The sequence below is a fragment of the Burkholderia sp. SR8 genome, assembly GCF_052851275.1.
The window spans coordinates 159,218-184,413 of the sequence record NZ_JAULUC010000012.1 but is presented as its reverse complement, the minus strand read 5'-3'; the positions used below and the strand labels follow the sequence as shown (position 1 = coordinate 184,413).

The 25,196-nt window shown below is 69.7% G+C and carries 19 protein-coding genes; 10 read left to right on the top strand and 9 right to left on the bottom strand.

Annotated elements, in window-relative coordinates; all coding sequences use genetic code 11:
- The first annotated feature begins 132 nt into the window (after nucleotides 1-132).
- From Q3A80_RS17680 to Q3A80_RS17665, 4 genes are all read left to right on the top strand, one after another.
- Nucleotides 133-348, top strand: coding sequence for a glycine zipper 2TM domain-containing protein (locus Q3A80_RS17680; RefSeq protein WP_440625286.1), 216 nt, complete (start codon nucleotides 133-135; stop codon nucleotides 346-348).
- A gap of 216 nt (nucleotides 349-564) precedes the next feature.
- Nucleotides 565-813 (top strand): hypothetical protein, encoded by a 249-nt coding sequence (locus Q3A80_RS17675; RefSeq protein ID WP_446330210.1) that lies wholly within the window; start codon nucleotides 565-567, stop codon nucleotides 811-813.
- 140 nt (nucleotides 814-953) lie between these two features.
- Nucleotides 954-1,880 (top strand): DMT family transporter, encoded by a 927-nt coding sequence (locus tag Q3A80_RS17670; RefSeq protein WP_446330209.1) that lies wholly within the window; start codon nucleotides 954-956, stop codon nucleotides 1,878-1,880.
- Between the two features lie 515 nt (nucleotides 1,881-2,395).
- Complete coding sequence (locus tag Q3A80_RS17665) at nucleotides 2,396-3,676, top strand: EAL domain-containing protein (protein WP_446330208.1); 1,281 nt, start codon at nucleotides 2,396-2,398, stop codon at nucleotides 3,674-3,676.
- Between the two features lie 51 nt (nucleotides 3,677-3,727).
- On the opposite strand, the gene arfB is transcribed toward Q3A80_RS17665, so the two are convergent.
- Genes arfB through recC form a run of 4 tightly spaced genes read right to left on the bottom strand, consistent with a single transcriptional unit; the run spans nucleotide 3,728 to nucleotide 13,471 of the window.
- Nucleotides 3,728-4,132, bottom strand: a complete 405-nt coding sequence (arfB, locus tag Q3A80_RS17660; RefSeq protein WP_446330207.1) for an alternative ribosome rescue aminoacyl-tRNA hydrolase ArfB — start codon at nucleotides 4,130-4,132, stop codon at nucleotides 3,728-3,730.
- The gene (locus Q3A80_RS17655; protein WP_446330206.1) at nucleotides 4,129-6,435 is read right to left on the bottom strand and encodes an AAA family ATPase; all 2,307 of its coding nucleotides are present in this window, start codon (nucleotides 6,433-6,435) and stop codon (nucleotides 4,129-4,131) included. Before Q3A80_RS17655 ends, arfB begins: the two co-directional genes overlap by 4 nt.
- Nucleotides 6,432-10,136: an exodeoxyribonuclease V subunit beta gene (gene recB, locus Q3A80_RS17650; RefSeq protein WP_446330205.1), complete on the bottom strand. Its 3,705-nt coding sequence runs from the start codon at nucleotides 10,134-10,136 to the stop codon at nucleotides 6,432-6,434. Before recB ends, Q3A80_RS17655 begins: the two co-directional genes overlap by 4 nt.
- Nucleotides 10,133-13,471, bottom strand: a complete 3,339-nt coding sequence (recC, locus tag Q3A80_RS17645) for an exodeoxyribonuclease V subunit gamma (RefSeq protein ID WP_446330204.1) — start codon at nucleotides 13,469-13,471, stop codon at nucleotides 10,133-10,135. Before recC ends, recB begins: the two co-directional genes overlap by 4 nt.
- A gap of 181 nt (nucleotides 13,472-13,652) precedes the next feature.
- Here recC and Q3A80_RS17640 point away from each other — a divergent pair, with 181 nt between their 5' ends.
- Together Q3A80_RS17640 and Q3A80_RS17635 are read left to right on the top strand one after the other, a co-directional pair.
- The gene (locus Q3A80_RS17640) at nucleotides 13,653-15,944 is read left to right on the top strand and encodes an FUSC family protein (RefSeq protein WP_446330203.1); all 2,292 of its coding nucleotides are present in this window, start codon (nucleotides 13,653-13,655) and stop codon (nucleotides 15,942-15,944) included.
- A 302-nt stretch (nucleotides 15,945-16,246) separates the two neighbouring features.
- Nucleotides 16,247-17,614 carry an amino acid permease gene (locus tag Q3A80_RS17635; RefSeq protein WP_446330202.1) on the top strand — a complete coding sequence of 456 codons (1,368 nt, stop codon included), beginning with the start codon at nucleotides 16,247-16,249 and terminating at the stop codon, nucleotides 17,612-17,614.
- Nucleotides 17,615-17,786: 172 nt separating this feature from the next.
- Here Q3A80_RS17635 and Q3A80_RS17630 read toward each other — a convergent pair whose 3' ends face one another.
- Nucleotides 17,787-17,954, bottom strand: coding sequence for a hypothetical protein (locus Q3A80_RS17630; protein WP_014897547.1), 168 nt, complete (start codon nucleotides 17,952-17,954; stop codon nucleotides 17,787-17,789).
- Between the two features lie 243 nt (nucleotides 17,955-18,197).
- Here Q3A80_RS17630 and Q3A80_RS17625 point away from each other — a divergent pair, with 243 nt between their 5' ends.
- The 3 genes from Q3A80_RS17625 to Q3A80_RS17615 are packed head-to-tail and all read left to right on the top strand — an operon-like array spanning nucleotide 18,198 to nucleotide 21,685.
- Nucleotides 18,198-19,241 carry a Fe(3+) ABC transporter substrate-binding protein gene (locus Q3A80_RS17625; protein ID WP_446330201.1) on the top strand — a complete coding sequence of 348 codons (1,044 nt, stop codon included), beginning with the start codon at nucleotides 18,198-18,200 and terminating at the stop codon, nucleotides 19,239-19,241.
- On the top strand, nucleotides 19,231-20,907 hold the full coding sequence (locus Q3A80_RS17620) for an ABC transporter permease (protein WP_446330200.1): 1,677 nt from the start codon (nucleotides 19,231-19,233) through the stop codon (nucleotides 20,905-20,907). Before Q3A80_RS17625 ends, Q3A80_RS17620 begins: the two co-directional genes overlap by 11 nt.
- A 4-nt stretch (nucleotides 20,908-20,911) precedes the next feature.
- Nucleotides 20,912-21,685, top strand: coding sequence for an ABC transporter ATP-binding protein (locus tag Q3A80_RS17615; protein WP_446330199.1), 774 nt, complete (start codon nucleotides 20,912-20,914; stop codon nucleotides 21,683-21,685).
- Between the two features lie 208 nt (nucleotides 21,686-21,893).
- Here Q3A80_RS17615 and Q3A80_RS17610 read toward each other — a convergent pair whose 3' ends face one another.
- The 4 genes from Q3A80_RS17610 to Q3A80_RS17595 all read right to left on the bottom strand — a co-directional run bounded on the left by Q3A80_RS17610 (nucleotide 21,894) and on the right by Q3A80_RS17595 (nucleotide 24,422).
- On the bottom strand, nucleotides 21,894-22,364 hold the full coding sequence (locus tag Q3A80_RS17610) for an Lrp/AsnC family transcriptional regulator (RefSeq protein ID WP_446330198.1): 471 nt from the start codon (nucleotides 22,362-22,364) through the stop codon (nucleotides 21,894-21,896).
- Nucleotides 22,365-22,671: 307 nt separating this feature from the next.
- The gene (locus tag Q3A80_RS17605) at nucleotides 22,672-23,313 is read right to left on the bottom strand and encodes an NAD(P)-dependent oxidoreductase (protein WP_446330197.1); all 642 of its coding nucleotides are present in this window, start codon (nucleotides 23,311-23,313) and stop codon (nucleotides 22,672-22,674) included.
- 132 nt (nucleotides 23,314-23,445) lie between these two features.
- Entirely contained in the window at nucleotides 23,446-23,901 is a 456-nt protein-coding gene (locus Q3A80_RS17600; protein ID WP_446330196.1) for an Rrf2 family transcriptional regulator, read from the bottom strand.
- Nucleotides 23,902-23,993: 92 nt separating this feature from the next.
- Complete coding sequence (locus Q3A80_RS17595; RefSeq protein ID WP_446330195.1) at nucleotides 23,994-24,422, bottom strand: hypothetical protein; 429 nt, start codon at nucleotides 24,420-24,422, stop codon at nucleotides 23,994-23,996.
- Nucleotides 24,423-24,623: 201 nt separating this feature from the next.
- On the opposite strand from Q3A80_RS17595, the gene Q3A80_RS17590 reads away from it, so the two are divergent.
- Nucleotides 24,624-24,962 carry a hypothetical protein gene (locus tag Q3A80_RS17590; protein WP_446330194.1) on the top strand — a complete coding sequence of 113 codons (339 nt, stop codon included), beginning with the start codon at nucleotides 24,624-24,626 and terminating at the stop codon, nucleotides 24,960-24,962.
- Nucleotides 24,963-25,196: the final 234 nt, after the last annotated feature.

Below are 25,196 nucleotides of genomic sequence, written 5' to 3'. Positions count from 1 at the left end.
CAATTCATTACGAAAGCGCGGAAGCCTTAACAAGTCCTTACAGCAGCCCTGCGGGTCGGCGCGTAGATTGGGGTCATGCGCGATCGTCAACCGGTCGCGCAACCTCCAGTCACTACCACAAGGACAACGATCATGAGCTATTCGATTCGGCGTTTTGGGGTATGCGCGCTGCTCGTTGCGACGGTGGCCAGCCTGTCGGCCTGCGATTCGATGACACGACGCCAGCGCGATACGGCAATCGGTGCCGGCGTCGGCGGTGTAGCGGGCGCGGCAATCGGCGGCAATGCGCTGTCGACGCTCGGCGGCGCGGCAGCCGGCGGCCTCATCGGTAACCAGGTCGGCAAGTAAGCCACGTCCGCGCCCGGCGTGACAGGGCGCGTTGCGTTTCAACCGGACGGCGTTTCCGCGATGCGGAAGCGCCGTTTTTGCATCGAGCGCCCCGCTCGTCGGGACATGCGGCGAAGCCTGTGCGGAAATGATCGGTTACCGTTTTACGCACCGTGTCATCGATGGGCGGCCTAAGCTTAAGCATCTGCCGATTGCCGGCCCCGCCGGAGTGACATCATGAACAGGACTCTCGTCGCCGCGGTACTCGCGAGCGCGACACTCGCGGGCTGCTACTACCCATACGGCTACTATCCGTCCGGCTATTACACGGCGGCGCCGGTCCAGCCCGCGCCCGTGTACGTCGACCCCGGCCCCGCGTACTACTATCCGGCCCCCGTGTATGCGCCGGCATGGGGCGGTTACTGGGGCCCGGCGCTGTCGCTGAATTTCGGGTTCGGCGGACGCGGCGGCTGGCGCCATCACTGAGCGAACGAACCGGTCGCGCGGCCGGTTCGCGCCGGCGGCAAGCGGATGTCCCGTTTCTTGTCGTTTCATCCGATCGTGAAACGACGGCCGGTAACGCGGTGTAAGATTCACCGCATTCCGTCCCCCGCCTGCCGCCTCCGATGTCGCCCAAGAACGCCTTTCTGCTGACCATTCTCGCTGCCCTGTGGGGCGCGTCGTTCCTGTTCATCCGGGTCGGCGTCGCCGAATTCGGTGTGGCGCCGCTGATGGCGCTGCGGGTGGGCATCGGCGCACTGTTTCTCACCGGCCTCGCGCTGACGCGCTTCAAGCCTGCCGAGCTCGGTGCGCGACTGCGCCGGCACGCGTGGCCATTGTTCGTCGTCGGCGTACTGAACTCGGGCGCGCCATTCTGCCTGTTCGCGTATGCCGAACTGACGCTGTCGGCCGGCGTGACGTCGGTGATCAACGCGACGACGCCGCTGTGGGGTGCGCTCGTCGCATACCTGTGGCTCAAGGACAAGCTGTCGCTGCCGCGTGCGCTCGGTCTCGTGATCGGTTTCGCCGGCGTGCTCACGCTCGTGTGGGATCAGATCGCGAACGCGCACGGCAGCACCGGCGCGAGCGCGACCGCGCTTGCCGCCGCCGCAGCACTCGGCGCGACGCTGCTGTACGGCATCGCGGCCAACTATACGAAGCGCAAGCTCAGCGGCGTCGATCCGCTCGTCAACGCGACCGGCAGCATGATCGGCTCGACCGTGCTGTTGCTGCCGTTCGCGATCGCGACCTGGCCGGCCGCGGCGGTCGGCGCGCACGCGTGGGGTGCCGTGCTCGCACTCGGCATCGCGTGCACGGGCATCGCCTACTTCATCTTCTTCTACCTGATCGCGCATATCGGCCCGGCTCGCGCGATTACCGTGACCTTCGTGATTCCGGTGTTCGGTCTGCTATGGGGCGCGCTGTTCCTCGGCGAACATGTGTCGGTCGTCATGATCGAAGGCTGCGCGATCGTGCTCGTCGGCACCGCGCTCGCGACCGGCGTGATCAAGCGGATTCCCGGGCTCGGGCCACGCGGCGGCGCAGCGGTCTGAGCGGCACGCGGGGCCGGGATTCCGCCGGTTGGCCGTTTCGGTGTGCGGCCGACTCTGTGCGGCGACGCGCCGACCGTCGGTTCGAAAGTACCGTACGCCCGGCAGCGCATGGCGATGCGCACCACGTTTTTTACCGATGCCGATGGCCGCGTACCGATCGCGCGGCCGCGCTGCGTTCCCGCCGACTGCCCGCGACCGCCGACACCGCCGCCGCACGCCTTCGCCATTCTTCGCACGCAATGCACGCGGCACGCGCGACGCTGTCGCGCCGTGCGCGGCCGCCGGCCGTTGCGTTCGCGCACGCCGGTGCGGGCTGCCCCGCGACAGTACCTGTGTAGCGTTTGCGTCTGGAGTTACCCTGATACGCGCATCGCGCCATTCCCGTTACACTCGGAACACTCATCCGCAGAAGGCGGTCACGATGCACCACGTTCTTTTGCGTGCGCCTGAGCGTGCGACGGCTTCTGCGTGGCGGCACGGCACCGCCCCTCCGTTCGCCCCAGGGCACCGTTGACATGAAGCCCTCCCGCGACCTCTCGCTCGAATCCCTGCTCGAACGCCTCACGCCGACACCCAGCGGCTGGATCGCCACGTACCGCGACTCGACGCTGCGCAGCGTGTTTCAACCGGTACTGTCGATCACGCACAAGCGCGTGGTCGGCTACGAGGCGCTGCTGCGCGTCGTCGATCCGAACGGCACGCTGGTGTCCCCGGTCGCGCTGTTCGACAAGACGCGCGCCGCCGCCGATGCGCTGCTGCTCGACCGACTCGCCCGCTGCCTGCATACGGCGAACTTCGTCGCACAAGGAATCGGCGACGGCTGGCTGTTCCTGAACGTGACGCCGCGCGTGCTCGATTCGGGCCTCGTGCAACGCGAATTCGTCGAGGCACTGTGCCGGCATTTCGCACTGCCGCCGAACCGGATCGTGCTCGAAGTGGTCGAGCAGCCGGCACGCGACGAAGCCGCGCTCGCCCGCACGATCGACATGATCCAGCACCGCGACTTCCTGATCGCGATCGACGATTTCGGCACCGGATTCTCGAATTTCGATCGCGTGTGGCGCGCACGGCCCGATATCGTCAAGCTCGACCGCTCGCTCGTCGAGCGCGCGAACGCGTCGGCCGACGATCGCCGGATCATGCATCATCTCGTATCGATGCTTCACCAGGCCGGCGCGATGGTGCTCGCCGAGGGCGTCGAAAGCGACGATGCGCTGCAGACGCTGATGGAGGCCGACATCGATTTCGTCCAGGGCTTCCAGTTCGGCCAGCCCGATGCATCGATCGCGCACGCGAGTGCCGCAGCGCCCGCGATGCTCGATGCCGCGTGGCAACGCTTCATTGCGCAGCGGCACACGCCGGCGATCGCCGAGCAGCCCGGCTTCGATGCGATCGAACGGCTCGTGCTCGCCGGCGCGGCGGCGTTTTCCGCGAGCGGCAGCCTGCAAGATGCCGCGCAACGCGTGTTCACGGTACCGGCCGCGCGCCGCGTATTCGTCACGGACGAGATCGGCGAACAGTTCCTGCCGTCGATCGGCGCACGCCCGGAAGACAGCCAGGCCGGCGGCACACGGCTCGCGCCGCTGTTCCCCGAAACGCACAGCAACTGGTCGCGGCGCCCGTATTTCCAGCGCGCGGTCGCGGCGCCGGGGCGCGTCGCGCTGATGGGCCCGCACTTCTCGCTGACCGAAGGCCGCGATTGCTACACGGCCGCCGTCGCGATCCGCGCGCAGAGCCGCCTCATCGTGTTCTGCGTCGACTTCGTGCTCGACAGCGCGGGAACCGTGATGCGGTAGCGGGCTCGGCAACGGATGTTCGCGTACCGCCCACACCGATCCGGACTTTCGTCAGTCGATCACCTTCCCTCTTCCCGACTTCACCATGCTGCGGCGCGACTTGTGCTCGAGCCGCCGCTCCTTCGACGCGCGCGTCGGCCGTGTCGCGACCCGCGCGCGCGGCGTGAACGCGACGCTGCCGATCAACGCATCGAGTCGCGCGAGCGCCGCCTCGCGGTTTTTCTCCTGCGTGCGGTATTCCTGCGACTTGATCACCACGACGCCGTCGCGCGTGATGCGCTGGTCGGACAGCGCAAGAAGCCGCTCCTTGATGACGGGCGGCAGCGACGACGCGCGGATGTCGAAGCGCAGATGAATCGCGCTGGACACCTTGTTGACGTTCTGCCCGCCGGCGCCCTGCGCGCGCACGGCGGTCCACTCGACATCGGCGGGATCGAGCGTGTAGCGGATCATCATCGCGACGTCTCCTTGCGGCGCCGCGCGAGCGCCTCGTCGACGCGGGCCGCGAGACCGGAATCGCGTTGCGTGCGCGTCGCGACGGCCTGCGCGAGCACGCGCCGCGGGCCGATCACCTGCACGCGCGTGCGAGCGCGCGTGACGGCGGTATAGACGAGCTCGCGCGTGAGCACACGCCCGAACGATGCGGGCAGCACGAGCGCGGCCTCGTCGAATTCGGAGCCCTGCGATTTGTGGACCGTCAGCGCGAATGCCGTTTCGTGCGGCGGCAGCGCGGCGGGCGACACCGCGCGCGCGGTGCCGTCCGCGCGCCGGAACCACACGCGCAGCACGCCGTGCGCATCCGGCAACGCGATGCCGATGTCGCCGTTGAACAGGCCGAGTGCATAGTCGTTGCGCGTCACCATGACGGGCCGCCCGGTGAACCAGTGCGCGCCGACCGCGAGCGGCACGCGCGCGGCATGCCGCACGTGCGCCGCCACCAGCGCGTTGACGTGCTCCGCGCCGCGCGCACCCGCGCGCGTCGCGCACAGGATCCGGAAACGGTTGAGCGCATCGAACAACGGCAACGGGTCGGGCACCGGCTCGGACAACGCGGTGCGCAATGCATCGAGATATGCGCCGAACCGGCGCGCGAGGCGCTCGACCGTCGACGCCGCCAGCGTGTCGCCCGCATCATCGTGGAACGACGCGGCAGCGGTATCGTCGGCAGGCAGCGCATCGAGCGCGGCCTGCACGTCGCCGCGGCGGATCGCGAGCGACAGGCGGCCGATCGGCGAGTCGAGACCGAAACGGTAGTTGCGTTCGAGCCATACGACGCAGTCGGCGAGCGGTGCGGGTGCGCGTCCGGATGCGGGCGACGTGGCGGCAATGTCGTCGGCTTGCGTTGCGACAGCCGATTGGAGCGCGGCATCGAACGGTGCAAGCTCGACCGCGTCGAGCCACGCGAGTTCGTCGCCTTCGATCCATGCAGGATCGGGGGCTGCAATACCGGGCCGGATGTCATCCGGCGCCGCAGGCGGCGATGCAGCAGGGGCCGGCGCGACGTCGGCAGGAATGGCGACTTCGTCCTGCGGGTCATCGTCGAACAGCGAAGCCTGGCGCGTATCCACATGGCGCCGCGGCGCCGGCTTGCGCGCGGCTGTCGTCTGCAACGGTGCGGAAGCCTGAGCCTGAGCCGACGCTGGAACGGAAGCCGACATTGGAGCCGCGACCTCCGCCGCCACGTCGCCGTCCGGCACCGGCAACGCCGCGACGAATGCCGCTTCGTCGATCCCGAGCGCATCGGCGATGCGCTTGCGCGCCGCAGCGGTAAACGTCGGCCGCGCGCTGAGTTCGGCGAACACCGCGCCGGCCTCGACCGCGGCCAGCTGATCCTTGTCGCCGAGCAGCACGAGCCGCGCGCCCGGCGCGAGCGCGTCGAGCAGATGCGCGGCAAGCGCGACGTCGATCATCGACGCCTCGTCGACGACGATCAGGTCGTACGGCAGCGGATTGTCGCGATGATGACGGAAGCCCGTCGCCCCGCCGCCGCCCAGCAGCCGATGCAGCGTGTAAGACGTGTCCGGCAGCCGCGCGGCCAGCTCCGGCGGCAGGTCGCCCGCGCGCGCATGCAGCGCTTCCTGCATCCGCTGCGCCGCCTTGCCGGTCGGCGCCGCGAGCGCGATGCGCAAGCCCGGGTGCGCGTCGAGCAGACAGGCCAGCACGCCGACGACCGTCGTCGTCTTGCCGGTGCCGGGGCCGCCGCTGACGATCGTCACGCGCCCCGTCAGCGCAACGATCGCCGCGACGCGCTGCCAGTCCACTTCGCCCGTCGCCGGCCCGAAGTAGCGCGCGAGGCTGTCGCGCAACCGATCGGGCGCGAGCGCATCGTCCGGAGCGGCGATGCCGGCCTGCGCGACCAGTGCATCGGCGAGCCGCCGCTCGTAGTCGAAATAGCGCGACAGATAGAGATGGTCGTGCCGGTCGACGATCAGCGGCCGCTCGTCGCCGCGCGCGAGCGTGCCGAATGCCACCAGACCGCTCGCGGCGAGCGCCGCGCGCACGTCGTCGACCGGTTCCTCGTAGCGCTGCGCGAGCGCGGCGAGCGATACGCATACGTGCCCGCCCGCGGTCGCGCGGCTCGTCGCGAACGCAGCACGCGCCGCCCAGCGCGCGGCCGCGGCCGGCGCACCCGCGCGGCGCGACAGATCGCCGATACGGCGCGCGAAGCCTTCCGCGAGCGCAATGCCGAAATCCGCGGGCTCGGGCAGGCGCGCGACGAGGCCGCCGGTGAATTCGAGCGTATCGTCCGGTGCGTTCATGCGCGGCCCCCTTCCATCATCCGGTCGAGCGCGTCGACGAGCTCGCGCGCGGGCCGCCGCGCATGCACGCCGGCCGGCTCGCCGCCGCTGCGCCAGTCGGGTCGCACACCGCGCACGAACAGGTACAGGTAACCGGCGATGTGCGTATCGTAGTCGTAGCCGGGCAGCCGCCCGCGCAGATAGCGATGCAGCGCGACCGTATAGAGCAGCGCCTGCAGGTGATACGCGTGATCGGCCATCGCGACGTCGAGCGCGCGCGGGCCGTACGCATCGGGCGTATTGCCGAGATGGTTCGACTTCCAGTCGACGATCCAGAACCGGCCGTCGTGTTCGACGATCATGTCGATGAAACCCTTGATGAAACCGGCGAGCATGCCCGCCTCGAGCGCAACGTCCGGATAGCCGTGCGCGACCAGCAACCGGCGCAACGCGCCCAGCTCGAGCGACGGCGCCGGGAACAGGAACCCCATTTCGTCGAGCCGCTTCGCGGGATCGAGATCCGCAAGCCGCATGCCCGGCACGAGTTCCGTGCGCACGACGTCGCCGACGAGCCGCGCCATCATCGCCGGCAGGCGCTCGGCCAGCTCGGGCTCGGCTTCGACCGGCCGGTCATGCAGCGCGCCGAGTGCGGCCTGATGCCAGGAATCCGGCTCCGTGAACCGGCTCAGTTCGAACAGGCGGTGCAGGCACTCGCCCGCGGCCGCGCCGCGCGGGAACACGAGGATGTCGTCATCGGGCGGCTCGGCCGCGACCGCGTCGGCAACGGCGAACACACCGTCGGGCGCCACCGCGGCCAGCGCATCGTGATCGGGGCGCAATTCGTCGTCCGGCACGATCGCGACGCCCGCCTCCTCGCGCGCCATCGACGCGGTCAGCGAACTGAAGCTCGCCATTCGCCACGCGTCGCGCAGCACGCGCGTCGCATGGCGTGCCGCGAGCGTCTGCGACGCATCGTGGCCGGCCGCGAGCCGCTCGCGGCGCGCCGGCACCGGCAGTGGCGCGACGCTCACGGGGCCGCCTGCCAGCGCTTGCCACGCCGTGTCGAGCGCCGCTTCGTCGGGCGGCTCGTCGAGCCACGCGTCGAACGACTGGCCGGCGCCGGCCACGAGCCAGTTCAGCACGCTGCGCCGCGCTTCGCGGGTCGAGCGCGACGACAGATACGGACCGGCGACGAGATAGCACCGATAGACCGCACGCGTGAGCGCCACGTAGACGAGCCGCGCGCGCTCTGCCGCCTGCTCGCGCAGCGCCTGACGCGCCGCATGCTCCGCGGCTTCGTCGTCGCAGCCGTAATGCAGCACCGCATCGCCCGCGTCGTCGTGATACTCGCGTGCGTCGGGCAACCCCGACGCGGGCGGCTCGCGCAGCGCGCCATCGTTCAGGAACGGGCAGAACACGACCGCGTACTCGAGGCCCTTCGACTTGTGCACGGTCACGATCTGCACGAGGTTGCGATCGGATTCGAGACGCAGCTGCGCCTCCTCGCCGCCGCCGTCGAGCCGTTGCGCGGCGAGCCAGCGCAGTGTCGGCGCGATGCCCGGCTGCGCGGACGCGCGTGCCTGCGTCAATTCGGCCAGATGGTTGATGTCGGTCACGCGGCGCTCGCCGTCCGCACCTGCCATCAGGCGCTCGGCGATCCGCAGCTCGCGCGTGAACGTGCGCCACATCACCGCGAATCCGCGTTCGCGCCACAGCAGCCGATAGCGCGAGAAGCGCTCGACCCAGCTCATCGCATCCGCACTGTCGGCCGCTTCCCGCGACGCGTCGCCGTCGCCCTGCTCCATGCGCCACAGCGCACCCGCGTCGAGGCCGAACCAGTCGGCCGCAAGCGCCGCGCGCAGCCGCCGCAGGTCGCCGGGCGCGTCGATCGCCGCCAGCACGCGCTCGAGCTGCTCCGCGTCGCCGGTCGAAAACACCGATGCCTGCGCGAGTTCGACGCTGCCGATTCCCCACGCGGCAAGCACGCGCTTCACGAGGCTGCCCTGCCGGTGCGTCTGCACGAGTACCGCGATGTCGCCCGGCGACAGCGGCGTGTCGCCGAGCCGCGCACGCCCTTCGCGCGCGCCGCGCATCAGCCTGGCGATCTCGGCCGCGCATGCCTGTGCGGCCTGCGCCTGCGCATCGCGCTTGAGCAGCGTGCCGTCGCCGCCCGGCAGCGCCCAGATCCGGAAATCGCCGGCCGGGCCCGGGTCGGTCTCGTCGACGAACGGCGGACGCACACGCGTGCCGGCCCGCACCGCGTAGTAGTCCAGGCCGTCGAGCACGAACGCGCGCGGGTTCGACATGAAGAAGCGGTTGCACGCATCGACGATCGCCGGCGTCGAGCGCTGGTTCACGGCGAGCGTGTAGCACGCGCTCGCGCTCGCGCGCGCGGCGAGATAGGTGTGCAGATCCGCCGCACGGAAACTGTAGATCGCCTGCTTCGGGTCGCCGACGAGAAAGAGCGGGCCGCCCGGCGCAAAGATCCGGTCGAAGATCGCGAACTGCAGCGGGTCGGTATCCTGGAATTCGTCGATCAGCGCGGCCGGATAGCGTGCGCGCAGCGTGTCCGCAAGCCACGGATGCGCGTGCAGCGCGTGATACAGGTTCGCGAGCAGATCGTCGAACGACACGACGCGACGCGTGCGCTTGCGCTCGGCCAGCGCGGCCGGTGCGGTGTCGAGCCAGTCGGCGATCAGCGCGAGCCAGCGCGCGCGCTGCGCGGCCTCGGCCGCGGCCACCGCCGCTTCGAGCGCATCGGCCACGTCGAAGAACGCGTGTTCGGGCGTGGCGCCGCCCTTCTTCGTCGCTTTCACGAGCGCGGTGCGCGTGAGCTTGAGCGCCGCCTTCGGCAGCGCGGCCGCCGCATTGCCCTGCGCGAAATGCGCGGACCACGCAGCGAGCGCGTCGGCCACTGCGTCGGGCTTGTGCGAACGCTGGTTGAGCGCAGGCTGCGCGGTGCGCAACAGCGCGTCGATCGCGTCGCGCTCGTCGGCCCACATCCGCGCGGCCTCCGCAAAACATTCGGCGGCGGCGGCCTCCGCCGCTTCGTCCGGCTCGACGACGCCGTCCCAGCGCAGTGCGGCGAGCGGCTTCTTCAGCCGGCGCGCGAGCTGCGCATCGAGCGCAGCCGGGCCGGCCCCCGAATCGACGAGCCACGTCGCGAAGCCCGGCCAGCGGGTAGCCATCGGCTCGACGCGCGTGCGCCAGAAATCCGCCGCCAGCTCGAAGCGCAGCGCCGCATCGTCCGCCTGCATGTCGAACGCGAACGGCATCGCGGCCGCGAACGGCGCTTCCTGCAACGCACGCTGGCAGAACGCGTGGATCGTGTGAATCGCCGCCTGGTCGAATGCGCGCAGCGCGCGCCGGATCCGCTTCGCCGCGGTCTCGGGATCCAGTGCGCCGGTTGCGCCGAGCGTCGTCTCGAGCAGCCGCGCGACGAACGGATCGCCACCGTCGTCGCCGGTATCGAGCGCATGCGCGAGCTGCGCGAGCCGCCCGCGGATCCGCTCGTGCAGTTCTGCCGTCGCCGCCTTCGTGAAGGTCACGACGAGGATTTCGTCGGCGCCGAGATCCTTTTCGAGCAGCAGGCGCACGTACAGCGCACAGATATTCCACGTCTTGCCGGTACCGGCCGATGCCTCGATCTGGTTGACGCCGTCGAGCGGACACGCAAACACGTCGAGTTCGAGCGCCGCCTGCGGCTGGGATGCGGCGCTCATGCGACCTCCTTCAGGTGCTCCAGCATCGGCTCGAACACCAGCCGCGCGAGCGTGCCGAACGGTTCGTCGAGCGACGGATGCGCGCCGCGCCAGGCGATCGCGATGGCCGGATCGTCGGCTTCGCTCGCGACGCGCTCGTTGATCCATACGGTCGCGGCCTTCGCCTCGCCGTCGGACACACGCGCCCATGCGCTGCGCGGAAAGAACCGCAGCGGCATGCGCCGGCCGGCGCGGAACAGCGCGGCCAGCGGCGCGAGATGCTCGAGCGGCGCCGCGACCGGCGTGAGTTCGAACGCGCCGCCGCTGCCGAACCACAGCGTGCGGCACGGGCCGCCGGGCTCCACCGCGCAGTAGACGAGATGCGCGAGCCACGCGGACAGATAGTCGCGCGCGCTCGGCCGTGCATAGCGATAGATGATCTGGCCGGTCGGCGTCAGCCGGTTCAGCGTGCCGTGCAGTTCGAGCGGCGCACTCACTGCATCGCCGCGCAGCGTCGCGTCATCGGCGCCGAACAGCGCCTGGTCGGTCTCCGGCCATGCGGGTGCGATCACGAGCGTGAACGGCCGCCGCTCCGTCCCGTCGGCCAGCGCGCGGCGCACGTTCGACGCCAGTTGCGTCATCGACCCGAGCGCCTGGTCGCGCCACACGGCGCCCGTCGCGCCGCCCGGCAGTTCCGGGCTGGCGTCCGCGATGCGCAGCGCATGGTCGTGCACACCGCCTTCGTCCGCTTCGATCAAAAGCGGCAGTACGCGCTCGGCCAGCGCGTCGCTGCCCGCGAAGTCGAGCGCGAACGGCTCCGTGTCGAGCAGTTCCGCCTGCGCGTCGGACAGCACGATGCCGAGCCGCGCGCGCAGCAGCGCGCGGGCCGGATGCCGCCAGAAACGCTCGAATTCGCCGAACGCGACGGGTTCGACCGGCTCGGCCGGCAGCGGCTGCGCGAAGAACGGCTGCGCGCGCGACGCGTCGCGCGCGGCTTCGGCCGCCAGCAGCGACGCGAGCGTCGCGCGCTCCGCGTCGTACGACGCCAGTTCGCTGCCGGGCCGGAAATACTCGGCCGCGAACGGCTGCAGCGGATGCTCGACGATGAACGCGCGCCGCGCGGCATCGACGGCGTCCGGCGCGGCATCCGCGCCCGCCGTGACGATCGCCAGATGGTCGAGCAGTTCGTCGACGAGCGCTGCGGGCGGCAGCGGCGCGTTGTCGCGAATGCTGCGCCCCGTGTACGCGATCAGCAGCCGGTCGCGCGCGGCGAGCAGCAGGTCGAGGAACAGGTTGCGTTCGTCGTCGCGGCGCTGGCGGTCGCCGAGCTTCGGCAGCACGGCCATCAGGTCGAATTCGTCGGCGCGCGCGAGGCTCGGCAGCACGCCGTCGTCCATCCCGAGCAGGCACACGACGCGGTACGGCAGCCCGCGCAGGCTCGTCAGCGACGAGAACGTGACGCCACCCCACGGCACGCCGCCGCGCGCCGGATCGTCGAGCGCGGCTGCCAGCCCCGCGCGCACCACAGCCGCGGGCAATGCTTCGTCGGGCGCACCTTCCGTCATCGCGGCAAGCATCGCGTCGAGCGCATCGCGCACGCCGGCGAGTGCATCGGCGTACGCGGCGCCCGAGTCGAAGAACCGCGCGAGCGTGTCGGCGAACAGCTCGCTCCAGGCCCGTGGCGTGTGCGCGTCGGCGAGCCGCCTGGCGAAACCGTCGAGGTCGTCGGTGAAGCGCGCGAGCCGGCCGAGCAGTTCGGCCTCGCTGCCGGTGGCCGCCTCGATCGGCAGCCACGCGCCGACCGGTGCCGCGCCTTCGGGCATCGCATAGCCGAGGAACAGCCGCGCGAGCGCATCGGAGAACGTATGGCGCGGCGCCGGCACCGCCGCATCGTCGCTCTCCAGCGGCGACAGGCCGCGCCGCGCGCCGGCGGCCGCGAGCCAGGTCTGCACCGTTTCGAGCGCGGCCGCGTCGATGCCGTAGCGCGCGGCGACCGCGTCGACGCGCAGCCATTCGACCAGCTCCGGCGCGCCGACCTGCCGCTCCGGCAACGCAAGCCATTCGAGCAGCACGCGCGCGACCGGGTTCGCCTGCGACGGCGGCAGCCCGGTGATCCGGTAAGGCACGCGCGCGCCGCCGGTACCCGCCGTGCCGAACACCGCATCGATCAGCGGCCCGGCTGCGGCCAGATCCGCGACCGCCACGAGCACGTCGGACGGCTGCAGTGTCGCGTCGGCATCGAACCACGCGAGCAGGCGGTCGTGCAGCACCTCGAGCTGGCGCGCGAGGCTGTGGCACACGTGCACCTCGATCCCGCGCTCGGCCGGCGCGTCGCCGAGCTCCGCTTCCGGCTGCAGATCGAGGATCGCGTTCTGCACGCGCGCGAGCCAGGTCGGCGCGGGATTCCCGACGAACCGCGACGCATCGCCCGACGCGGCGCTTTCAGTCAGTTCGTGCAGCATGTGCAACTGAGCCTGCGTCTGCCTGCCCCACTCCGCCAGCAGCGGATGACCGACTTCCTGGTAGTCGAGCCGGCCGGCCGCGTCGAGCGCCTCCGCATGCGCGGCGGTGACGATGTCGAACCAGAACTCGCGGCACGGATTGAGCGCATAGACGCGCACGTCGATCCAGCGCGACAGCTCGCGCAGCAGCGCAACGTGCAGCGGCGGCATCGTCGGCAGCGCGAACACGCTGACCGATTCCGGCCAGCCGGCGCGCGCGACGGTTTCGGGATCGAGATGGCGCGCCTCCACGAGGAAGCGATGCGCGGGCGGCGTGCCGCTGTCGCTCAGCTCCGCGAGCAGCGCGCGCCACAGTGCGGCCTGCCACCGCTCGTCGTCGCGCGCGGCGTCGCCGATCCCGCGCGGCGCGGCGTCGCCCGCGAGCACCGATTCGCCGGCCTGCCACGCGGCCAGCCATTCGGGCCGATAGGTCAGGTAATGATCGAGCACGGCCGCGACGCGCTGCGCGAGCTCGTAGCGCATCGCGTCGTCGGACGCGGACAGATACGCGGCGAGCCGCGGCGACGCGAGCCACGGCGCGCCGCCCGCCGCCTGCGCAAACAGCCGGTAGCAGCGCCACACGAGGCGGTCGGGTGCGAACGGCGAGCGCGCGGGCACCGTCAGCACGCGGCCGATCTGCGCCCACAACCATTGCGCGAGATACGTGAACTCGACGTTCGCGCACACGCCGTGGCGCGCGGCGATGTCGAGCTCGAGACGGCGGCGCAGCGCCGCGCTCGGCACGATGACCTGTTGCGGCGCCCACGGGCCGTTGCGGGCCGGAAACGCGGCCAGGTCGTCGAGCAGCGCGTCGGCCAGCGTTTCGTGACGGTTCGAATAGAAGAGATGGAGCATGAAGCGGGTATCTGGGCGTCGCGCCGGCCGGGCCGCACGAACGGGAGCACCAAGGATAGCAAAAGGACCGCCGCGGCGAACCTCGTCCGAAAGGCCAGGTTTTGCGGACCGCGAAATACGATAGACTCGTCGCCAGTCAATACGCCGCCCCGGGCGTCTTCGTCTGTCATTCAGCCCATCGATGCGCTACTCGGTCGAAATCAGAAAGTTTTTCTACAGCCAGTACTTTTTCGGCGGCCTGCGGATCGCGGTCGGCGTGTCGTTGCCGGCCGTGCTGTGCCTGATCGTGTTTCACAACCGGGAGCTCGGCTTCACGATCTCGACCGGCGCGCTCGGCGCATGCGTGGTCGACATGCCGGGCCCGCTGAAGTACAAGCACAACGAAATGCTCGCGTGCAGCGTGATCGGTTTCCTGGCCGCGCTCGCAACCGGCCTCGCGACACCGAACATCTTCGCGCTGTGGCTGACGATCGTGCCGCTCACGTTCGTGCTGTCGCTGATCGTCGTCTACGGCAACCGCTGGCCGCAGATCAGCTTCGCGACGCTGTTCATGATGGTGATGACGCTCGAGGAGAAATTCACGCCGCTGCAGGCGTTCGTCAACGCCGGCTGGATTCTCGCGGGCGGCCTCTGGTACACGTACTGGGCGACGCTCGTCTCGCAATGGCAGGCGCGCCGGATCGAGCAGCAGGCACTCGCCGAAAGCCTGTTCGCGTGCGCCGACTACCTGCTCGCGCGCGCGCAGTTCTACGATCTCGACGCCGATCTCGACGAGTGCTACCGCAATCTGGTCGCCAAGCAGATCACCGCGGTCGAAACGCAGGAAACCGCGCGCGACATCGTGCTGCGCAACCTGCCGAAGCTGCGCCGCGGCAAGCTCGATCCCGGCCGCACGACGATGTACAACCTGTTCATCAACAGCGTCGACCTGCACGAGCTGTTCGTCGGCGCGCACACCGACTACCCGCTCGTGCGCAATACGTTCGGCGGCTCGGACCTGATCATTTTCTATCGCGACCTGATCCGCAAGGCGGCCGCCGATCTCGAAGAGATCGGCCTCGCGGTGCTCGAGAACCGCGCGCCGCATTCGCGCATCAGCGTGAAGGCCGAACTGCGCGCGATCGAGTACGAGATCGAGCTGATGCGCAAGAAGAACTTCCCGGCGAGCAACGCGGAAGCGTATGCGGCGGTGCTCGCGACGTTCCGGCGCATCTGGAGCGCGACGCGCCTGATCGACCGGATGCGCCGCAACCTGTCGGGCCATGCCGACCCGCAGCAGACGGAACTGAAGATCGACAAGGCGCTCACGCGCTTCCTGCAGCGGCGCCGGATGTCGCCGCTGTTGATCTTCTCGAACCTGAACATGCGCTCGCCGAGCTTCCGCCACGCGCTGCGCGTGACGATCGCGGTGGCGGTCGGCTTCTGGCTCGGCCGGCTGCTGCCGCTCACGAACGCGTACTGGATCGTGATGACGACCATCATCATCCTGAAGCCCGGCTATTCGCTCACCAAGCAGCGCAACGCGCAGCGGATCGTCGGCACGCTGATCGGGTGCGCGGCGAGCCTCGCGCTGATCTACACGGTGAAGGAACCGCATCTGCTGATCGCGATCATGTTCGGATCGATGGTGATGAGCTACAGCCTGCTGCTGTTCAACTATGCGGCGAGCGTCGTGTTCACGTCGTCGTACGTGCTGCTGATGTTCCACCTGCTCGCGCCGGGCAGCATGCGCATCATCGGCGAGCGCGCGATCGACACGGTCGTCGGCTGCATGATCGCGATCGCCGCGAGCCGCCTGTTCCCGTACTGGGAATACCGGTTGATGGGCAAGCTCGTGACCGACATGCTGACGTCGACGCGCAAGTATTTCGAGGCCGTGTGGCGCGCCGGGCGCGGCGCGTCGCCGCCGCCGGTGCCGGCCGCCGACGGCGCGGCCGTCGTGCCGGTCGTCGCCGCGGCGATCGAAACGCCGGCGAGCACGCTCGACGACGACTATCGCTACCGTCTCGCGCGCAAGGACGTGCACATCGCGTTCGCGAACCTCGGCCAGGCGTTCCAGCGGATGATGATCGAGCCGAAGGCGCATCAGCGCTTCGTGCCGGAGCTGAACGACCTGCTCGTGCAGACGCACGTGCTCGGCGCGCAAATCACCGCGGCCGCGCCGTTGATCCGCAGCGCGTGCGCGGCCGACGAACATCTCGCGCACGACGACGCGCTGCACCGCGGCCTGTCCGCCGTGCTCGAGAACCTCGAAAAGGCGGAAGCCGGCGAGCCGCCGCCGGCCGATCAGATCGACGCGACGAAACAGCTCACGCGCGACCTCGATGCAATGGTCGTGTCCGCGGAAAAATCCGATGCGGTGGGCGCCGAGCTCACGCACGACCTGAAGGTGCTCGCGCACCAGTGCAAGCAGATGCTCGCGTCGTCGCTGCTGATTCGCAAGGATGCAAGCGTGATCCGGCTGCCCGCATGAGTGCATGACGTTATGCCGTCGCCGGCCGGCCGCGCAGGCACGCGGGCCGGCCGGCGGCGCTCCCGCCGTTCCCGCATCCCCGTTCCGCCGAAGCATGGCCGGCTCGCCGCACACGGCCGCCGCGCACGCCACACGCCGGCCCCACGCCCGGTTTCGCCGCTTGCGCCAGTCAGGGAATACCCGATTCCGGTCCCATGGCCCGGCTTGTTATCATTCGTTCACATTTAAGTTGTATAGACAACTTGAGCCAACAGGACCGGCCCCGCTCGCCCGGTCCGTCGCATAACGATATCGGAGACTCGATGAAAAACTTGCAGCGCCATCTGAGCGCGCGGCACATCCGCTTTCTCGCGCTGGGTTCGGCGATCGGCACCGGCCTGTTCTACGGCTCGGCGTCGGCGATCCAGCTCGCGGGCCCGGCCGTGATCCTGGCGTACATCCTCGGCGGCGCGGCCGTCTACATGGTGATGCGCGCGCTCGGCGAAATGGCCGTGCGCGAGCCCGTCGCCGGCTCGTTCGGCCATTACGCGACCGAGAACCTCGGCCCGTTCGCCGGTTTCGTCACCGGCTGGACCTACACGCTCGAAATGGTGATCGTCGCGATCGCCGACATCACCGCGTTCGGCATCTACATGGGCTTCTGGTTTCCGGACGTGCCGCAGTGGATCTGGGTACTCGGCGTCGTCGCGGTGATCTGCGGGTTGAACCTGTGCCACGTGAAGGTGTTCGGCGAGCTCGAGTTCTGGCTGTCGATCATCAAGGTCGGCGCGATCGTCGCGATGATCGGCGGCGGCGTCGCGATCCTGCTGACCGGCATGCACTTCGGCCATTCGGCCGACGTGCCGACGTTCGCGAACCTGTGGAACCATGGCGGCTTCTTCCCGAACGGAATCGGCGGGCTCATCGCGTCGCTGTCGGTCGTGATCTTCGCGTACGGCGGCATCGAGGTGATCGGGATGAGCGCCGGCGAGGCGAAGGATCCGGAGCGCGTGATTCCGCGCGCAATCAACGCGGTGCCCGCGCGCATCCTGCTGTTCTACGTGCTGACGATGGTCGTGCTGATGTCGATCAGTCCGTGGACCGGCGTCGGCAGCGACGGCAGCCCGTTCGTGCAGATCTTCTCGGCGCTCGGCGTGAAGTCGGCCGCGACGATCCTGAACCTCGTCGTGATCAGCGCGGCGATCTCGGCGATCAACAGCGACATCTTCGGCGCGGGCCGGATGATGTTCGGGATGGCGCGGCAAGGCCAGGCGCCGCGCGTGCTGATGTCGACGTCGCGGCACGGCGTGCCGTGGGTCACGGTGCTCGTGATGGCCGGCGCGCTGCTCGTCGGCGTGCTGCTCAACTACCTGATGCCGAAGGACGTGTTCCTGGTGGTCGCGGCGATCGCGACGTTCGCGACCGTGTGGGTGTGGCTGATGATCCTGCTGTCGCAGGTCGCGCTGCGCCGGCGCCTGTCGCGCGCGGAAGTCGCGGCGCTGAAGTTCAAGGTGCCGCTGTGGCCCGTCGCGCCCGCGCTGACGATCGCGTTCATGGGTTTCGTGATCGTGATGCTCGGCTGGTTCGAGGACACGCGTGTCGCGCTCTACGTCGGCGCGGCATGGCTCGCGCTGCTCGCGGCCGTCTTCTATGGACGGATCCGCCCGAAGTTCGCACCTGCGTCACGTTGACGCATGACTGATTCTCGATGCGGCGCGCCGGTCTCGACGCCCGCGTCTTCCCCGGCGCAACGCGACGCATCGCGTCGCCCGCCGCAGCCGCTGTTCTTCTCTTCCCCCGTTCCCGCGCGTCGCTGACGGCCCGATCCGGGCCGCGCAGCGATCGCGCACGTCCGCACCGGCGTCAGTGCGACGCGGCGCTCGCGCTCGCGGCCTCGGCCGGATGGGCTTCGTCGTACGCGCGCTTCTGCGAGATCGCGTTGTACAGGATCGTCCCGATCACGAGCAGCACGGCCACGACGATCAGGATGCTCACGTTGCGGACAGGGTTCTTCTTGCGCTGATCGTTCATGGTCGGTGCGGCTCCGTCGAATTCGTTGAAGCGGGCATTCTACGCGCTTGTATGCGCGCCGCATCGTGCTGTCGCGTGCTCGGTCGTTCGCGCCTTCCTCGCACCTTTCTCTACCTTTCATTTGATAATCATTCCCATTCCGATCTAGAATCCGAAATCTTTCGCTTTGTAATGTTTCGGGTCGCTCGGGCGGCAGGCACGCCCCGGAACGCTTCTTCGTCCGCCTGCCTCACCGGAGTCTCCATGTCGAATCTGCGCACCCGCCTGCTGCCGCTCGCCGGCGCCCTCGCCGTTGCCGCCGCCGCGTTCGCGCCGCTTGCCCAGGCGGCCGAGGAAGTGAGCCTGTACACCACCCGCGAACCGAAGCTGATCCAGCCGCTGATCGACGCGTTCACGAAGCAGAGCGGCGTCAAGGTCAACACGGTATTCGTGAAGGACGGCCTGCTCGAGCGCGTGAAGGCCGAAGGCGCGCAGTCGCCGGCCGATGTGCTGATGACGGTCGACATCGGCAACCTGCTCGATCTCGTCGACGGCGGGCTCGCGCAGCCGGTGCGCTCGAAGGTGCTCGACGATGCGATTCCCGCGAACCTGCGCGGCGCGCAGGGCGACTGGTATGCGCTGTCGCTGCGCGATCGCGTGCTGTACGTCGAGAAGGATCTGAAGGTCGACGCATTCCGCTACGAGGATCTCGCCGATCCGAAATGGAAGGGCAAGGTCTGCATCCGTTCGGGCCAGCATCCGTACAACACCGCGCTCGTCGCCGCGATGATCGCGCACGATGGCGAAGCCGCGACCGAAAAGTGGCTGCGCGGCGTGAAGGCGAACCTCGCACGCAAGGCGACGGGCGGCGACCGCGACGTCGCGCGCGACATTCTCGGCGGCATCTGCGACGTCGGTCTCGCGAACGCGTACTACGTCGGCCACATGAAGAACGCGGAAGCCGGCACCGATGCGCGCAAGTGGGGCGACGCGATCAAGGTCGTGCGCCCGACGTTCGCGAACGCGAAGAGCGGCGGCACGCACGTAAACATCAGCGGCGCGACCGTCGCGAAGCGCGCGCCGCACAAGGCCAACGCGGTGAAGCTGCTCGAATATCTGGTGTCGCCGGAAGCGCAGGCGCTGTATGCGCAGGCGAACTACGAATATCCGGTGCGCGCGAACGTGAAGCTCGACCCGGTGATCGCGAGCTTCGGCACGCTGAAGGTCGACCCGCTGCCGCTCGCCGACATCGCGAAGCACCGGAAGGCGGCCAGCCAGCTCGTCGACAAGGTCGGCTTTGACAACTGATGCATCGTTTGCCCGCGCGCGCCGCCAGCCATTCCGGTTGCGCGCGGGCAGCTTCTGGCTGACCGCCGCCGCCACGATCGCCGCGGCGGTCGCGGCGCCGCTCGCGGTGCTGGTGGCCGCCGCGTTCGGCGCCGATCTCGCGCACTGGGCGCATCTCGCCGAATTCGTGCTGCCGCAGGCGCTCGTCAATACGCTGCTGCTGCTCGCGGGCGTCGGCGCGATCGTCACGGTGATCGGCACGGGCTGCGCGTGGCTCGTCACCGCGTACGACTTCCCCGGCCGCCGGATGCTGACCTGGGCGCTGCTGCTGCCGCTCGCGGTGCCCACCTACATCGTCGCGTTCGCGTATCTGGACCTGCTCCACCCGATCGGCCCCGTGCAGGGCGCGATCCGCTGGCTGCTCGGCTTCGACAGCCCGCGCCAGTTCCGCCTGCCCGACCTGCGCTCGCTGCCCGGCGCGATCTTCGTGCTGGGCTTCGTGCTGTACCCGTACGTGTACCTGAGCACGCGGGCGATGTTCGTCACGCAGTCCGCGAGCCTCCTCGAAGCCGCGCGCACGCTGGGCGCCGGACGCATCGCGACGTTCTGGCGCGTCGTCGTGCCGCTGGCGCGGCCCGCGATCGCGGTCGGCGTGAGCCTTGCGCTGCTCGAAACGCTGAACGACATCGGCGCGTCCGAATTCCTCGGCGTGCAGACGCTGACGGTATCGGTCTACACCACGTGGATCACGCGCTCCGATCTCGCCGGCGCCGCGCAGATCGCGCTCGCGATGCTCGCGATCGTCGTCGGCATGATCGCGCTCGAACGCTACGGGCGCCGCCGCCAGCGCTACGCGCACGGCCGGCGCATGCGCCCGATCGCGCCGCGCAGGCTGACCGGCGCGGCCGCGTGGTCCGCCGCCGCGCTCGGCTGGCTGCCGGTCCTGCTCGGCTTCGGTGCGCCGGCCGCGTATCTCGCGGTCGAGACCGGCAAGCGGCTGCATCTGGTCGGCGGCGTGTCCGCGCAGTTGCTGACCGGGCTCGCGAACACGCTGACGATCGCCGCCGCCGCAACCGCCGCGACGCTCGCGTGCGGGCTCGTCGTCGCGTGGGCGGCCCGTGCGCAGCGCGACAGCGCGCGGGCGGGCCCGGCCCGCTTGTGCGCGCGGATCGCAAGCCTCGGTTACGCGGTGCCCGGCACCGTGCTCGCGATCGGCCTGCTGATCCCGTTCGCGGCGTTCGACCGGCTCGTCGCCACCGCACTCGGCCGCGACGGGCTGCTGCTGATGGGCTCGGCGGCCGCGCTCGTGATCGCGTACACCGTGCGCTTTCTCGCGATCTCGGCCGGCAGCATCGAAGCAGGCCTCGCGCGCATTCCGCCGTCGCTCGAACAGGCCGCGCGCTCGCTCGGCGAGACGGCTGGCGGCACGCTACGCCGCGTGCACCTGCCGCTGTTGCGGCCCGCACTCACGACGAGCGCGTTGCTCGTGTTCGTCGACGCGATGAAGGAACTGCCGGCGACGCTGCTGCTGCGTCCGCTGAATTTCGACACGCTCGCGACCTGGCTGTATGCGGAAGCCGCGCGCGGCACCTACGAGGAAGGCGCGGTCGCCGCGCTCGCGATCGTGCTGGCCGGGCTCGTGCCCGTGATCCTGCTCGCGCGCACCCGTCACAAGATCGGAGCCTGACACCGTGAACCTGCTCGAACTCGACGACGTCTGCGTCGCCTACGACACGCCGCACGGCCGCCGCACGGTGGTCGACGGGCTCAGCCTCGCGCTGCCGCGCGGCGACATCGGCTGCCTGCTCGGCGCATCGGGCTGCGGCAAGACCACGGCGCTGCGCGCGATCGCGGGCTTCGAACCCGTGCGCATGGGACGCATCGTGCTGGACGGCACGCCGGTCGCGGCGCCGTCGCTCGACGTGCCGCCCGAGCGGCGGCGCATCGGGATGATGTTCCAGGACTATGCGCTGTTCCCGCACCTGAGCGCGGCCGACAACGTCGCGTTCGGGCTGCGGCGGATGCCGAAGGCCGAACGGCGCGCGCGCGTCGCCGACATGCTCGCGCTCGTCGGCCTCGCGGAATCCGGCAGCGCGTATCCGCACGAATTGTCGGGCGGCCAGCAGCAACGCGTCGCCCTCGCCCGCGCGCTCGCGCCGTCGCCGGAACTGCTGCTGCTCGACGAGCCGTTCTCGAATCTCGACGTCGATACGCGCGAGCGCCTGGCGTTCGAGCTGCGCGACATCCTGAAACGCACGGGGCATACGGCGATCCTCGTCACGCACAACCAGGCGGAAGCGTTCGCGATCGCCGACCGGATCGGCGTGATGAAGGATGGCCGGCTCGCGCAGTGGGACACGCCGTATGCGCTGCACCACCATCCGGCGAGCCCGTTCGTCGCGGAATTCGTGCGCCGCGACGCGCTGGCGGACGAACGCGCACGTGCCATGGCCCGCGGCCGTTGAGCGCACGAGCCCACGACGGCGACGGCGCCGGCCCGCGTCGGCGGCGCCTGCACGCTAACGCTCACAGGGATACCGCGGCCGACGCGCCGATTTCAACGTGTCGTACGCGGGCGCTCGCGCGCTGCTCGCATCGGCGGCTGCGGCGCGCGTCAGCGTCGATATCGAAAGCTGCGGCCGCACGGCCGACCAGCGAGCGCCGTTCCGCGTGCTACATCGGCTCGGACAGGTCGCGCACCGGCAGCGCGGTCGAATACTTGATCTGCTCCATCGCGAACGACGAGCTCACGTCGAACAGCGGCACCGCGCGGATCAGCCGCTTGTACACGCGATCGTAATCGTCGATGCCGGCCACCACGACGCGCAGCAGATAGTCGGTCTCGCCGCTCATCCGGTACACCTCGACGACTTCCGGCATGTCGCGCACGGCCTGCGTGAAACGCTGCGCCCATTCCTCGGTGTGCTGGTTCGTGCGGATCGCGACGAACACGGTCGTGCCGACGCCGAGCTTGCGCGGATCGCACAGCGCGACCTGCGCGCGGATCGCGCCGGTCTCCTTGAGCCGCTGCACGCGCTTCCAGCACGGCGTCTGCGACAGGTTCACGCGCTGCGCGAGTTCCGCGATCGGCAGCGTGGCATCCGCCTGCAACAGCTCCAGCAGCTTGCGATCGATGGCATCCATTTACCCGGTCCCTCGTAGATAGAAATTTTTTCTATGCATCGTGCATGACGGGGAACAATATGGAAACCACAACGCGGCGTCGACCGGGATAAATACCGATCACGCAACGAACGCGCAGCCATGCGTACGATCCCGTGTACGCCGGCCTGTCGATCGTCGGCACACCAGACGAAACAGGCGACTCCACCCGTCGAGGTGGAATCGCCTGATGTCGTTGCTACCGCGCGGGCCGCGCATGGCGAAGCTCGCACACATACGGCGAATGCTGCGACCGCAGTGCTTGCGCGCCGCGCCGCCGTGCCGTCGCTCAATACGCGACCGTCGCGATCTCGCGCACGAAGCTTTGCTGCTCGAGCGCATCGACGAACGCGACCGCGTAGTCTTCCGCCGAGATCTTGCTGTTGCCCTGCGCGTCCGCGATCAGCTTGCCGACGCCCGTGCGGAACGTGCCCGTGCGTTCGCCCGGTGCGATCAGTGCGGCCGGCGCGAAGAACGTCCAGTCGAGATCGCCGACCGTCTTCAGATACTCGAGCGCATCGCGATGCGCGAGCGCGACCGCCTTGTACGCATCCGGGAAACCTTCGGTGTCGACGAGTTGCTTGCCGGGCGCGACTTCCAGCGAACCGGCGCCGCCCACGACGACGAGCCGCTTCAATCCGGCCTGACGCGTGCCGGCCACGAGCGCCTGCGCGGCCGCGACGACCTTCGCGGCGTCGTCCTGCTTCGGGCCGTACGCGCTCGCGACGACGTCGTGGCCCGGCAGCGCGGCCGCGATGCTGGCCGCATCGAACAGGTCGGCCGCCTTCGCGGTAATGCCGTCGCCGGCCGCGCCGGGACGACGCGATAGCGCGGTCACGCGATGACCGCGCCGTGCGGCTTCCGCCGCGATACGCGAGCCGATCATGCCGGTGGCGCCAAACAGTGCGATGTTCAAGGTACGTTGCGTCATGTCGATTCTCCAGTAAGAAAAAAGTAACTAAAGGAATTACATATAAGACCGAAAAAAAACGGAGTGAAACTCCGTCGTGCCGGCCGCCGCGCATGCGCGCCGCCCAGCGCCCGCCGCCTTCGTTGCCTGCGCTCAGCCGCCCGCACTGCCCGCCGGCCGGTTGCGCTGCTCGGATTCGAGCACGTCTGCCGTGACGTGCGCGAGCGTGCGCGTGGCGAGCGACGCTTCCATCGCCCGCTGCGCGTCGCCGATATAGTCGATCAGCACGCCCTGGATGTGCCGCCCGACGAGACACGCGGGATTCGGCGCCTCGCGGTGCAGCGCGAACAACTGCGCATCGTCGACCGCGCGATACACGTCGAGCAACGTGATCTCGCCGGGCTCGCGCGCAAGTAGCGCGCCGCCGCCCGCACCGAGCTGCGACGTGGTGAGCCCCGCGGCCGCCAGCATCGACAGCAGCCGCCGAATCAGCGCCGGATTCGTGTTCACGCTGCCCGCGATGATGTCGGACGACAGCGGCACGCCTTCCTGCATCGACAGCAAGGCAAGCACGTGAACGGCAAACGCGAACCGGCTGCTGGTATTCATTCCTCACTCACTCGGCGACGCCGGCCTGAACCGCGTCCGGCGACAATGTGTAACCACTATAATTACATTTTGCGGATCGCGCAAGCGCGGAATTACTCGCCGCTGGCGGGCTTCGCGCCGGACGCGTTCTGCTGGCTCCACTGCTGGAGCTTCTTGCCGGCCTCCGCCATCCGCGCACCGGCTTCGGATGCCGCATGCGCGACGACCGCGGACGCGGCCGCGTCGAACTGCGCCTGCGCGGCCGATGCGAGGCCGCTCGCGGACAACGGCGGCACGGCCGACGCCGCGGACGCGATGCCGGCCTTCGCGGCATTGAGCTGCTGGTTGACGGTGCTCGCCACCTGGTCGAGCGCCTTGGCCGCGCTGTTGGCGGCGTCGGCAGCCGCGCTCGCGGCCGTATCGGGTTGCGTGGCCGGCGTGCCGGACTTCTCGCAGCCCGCGAGCAACAGCACCGCACCGACGGCCGCAGCCGCCAGCACGGCCCCGGGCGCGCGACGCGCCCGCGTAGTCTTCATCTTCATCAGCAATCTCCGGCCATGCGCCGCACGGCCTGAATGGTTGGACCGACGACGATGATACCGCCTGTGGAACAGGGCCAATGCCCACCGCCGATTGAATATGCGTTGCAATTTCGGATTCGTCTGATTCAATCGCGGGCGCGCCAACACTAAAGTGGGCAGGCTTTCATCCGCTTCGCCCGCTTTTCCGCTTCCCGCTTCATCATGACTTTCCTCATCGACTGGTTCATCGCGCTGGCCGCCGTGCTCGCCGCCACCGTATTTCTGTGTCTTCGCGCACCGTCCGCGCAGCGCCTGCGTACATCGGGCCGCCCGCGCCGGATCGCCTCCGCACGCCTGCTCGCGCAGGCCGTTCTCGGCTTCTGGACGGCCGCGCTGATCGTCGCGCAAGGCATCCTCGGCCCGACCGGCGACAGGCAGTCGCTCGCCGGCTTCGCGGCATTGGGCTTCGCCGCGCTCGGGCTCGCGACCGTCGCCGCATACTGGTCCGCGTGCGCATTGCGGTTGCGCCGGCCGCGCGTACTGTTCGCCGCGCGCCGCTGACGCGCCAGACCGGTGCATCGCGACGCACCACGTCGCACCGCGCGGTGCGTCGCACGCACCAGTTCCGCCCGCGCCGCACCATGCGCGTGCACCGCCGCGGCCGCCCCGACTGCCGGCACGCCGCCCCGATTCCGTGCACGCTTCACCGGAATGCCGCACCACACGGCCTTGCACACCGCGTTCCGCACCAATTGCACGCAGCCGTTCACCAAGTTGGCCCGGTATTTGCATTCC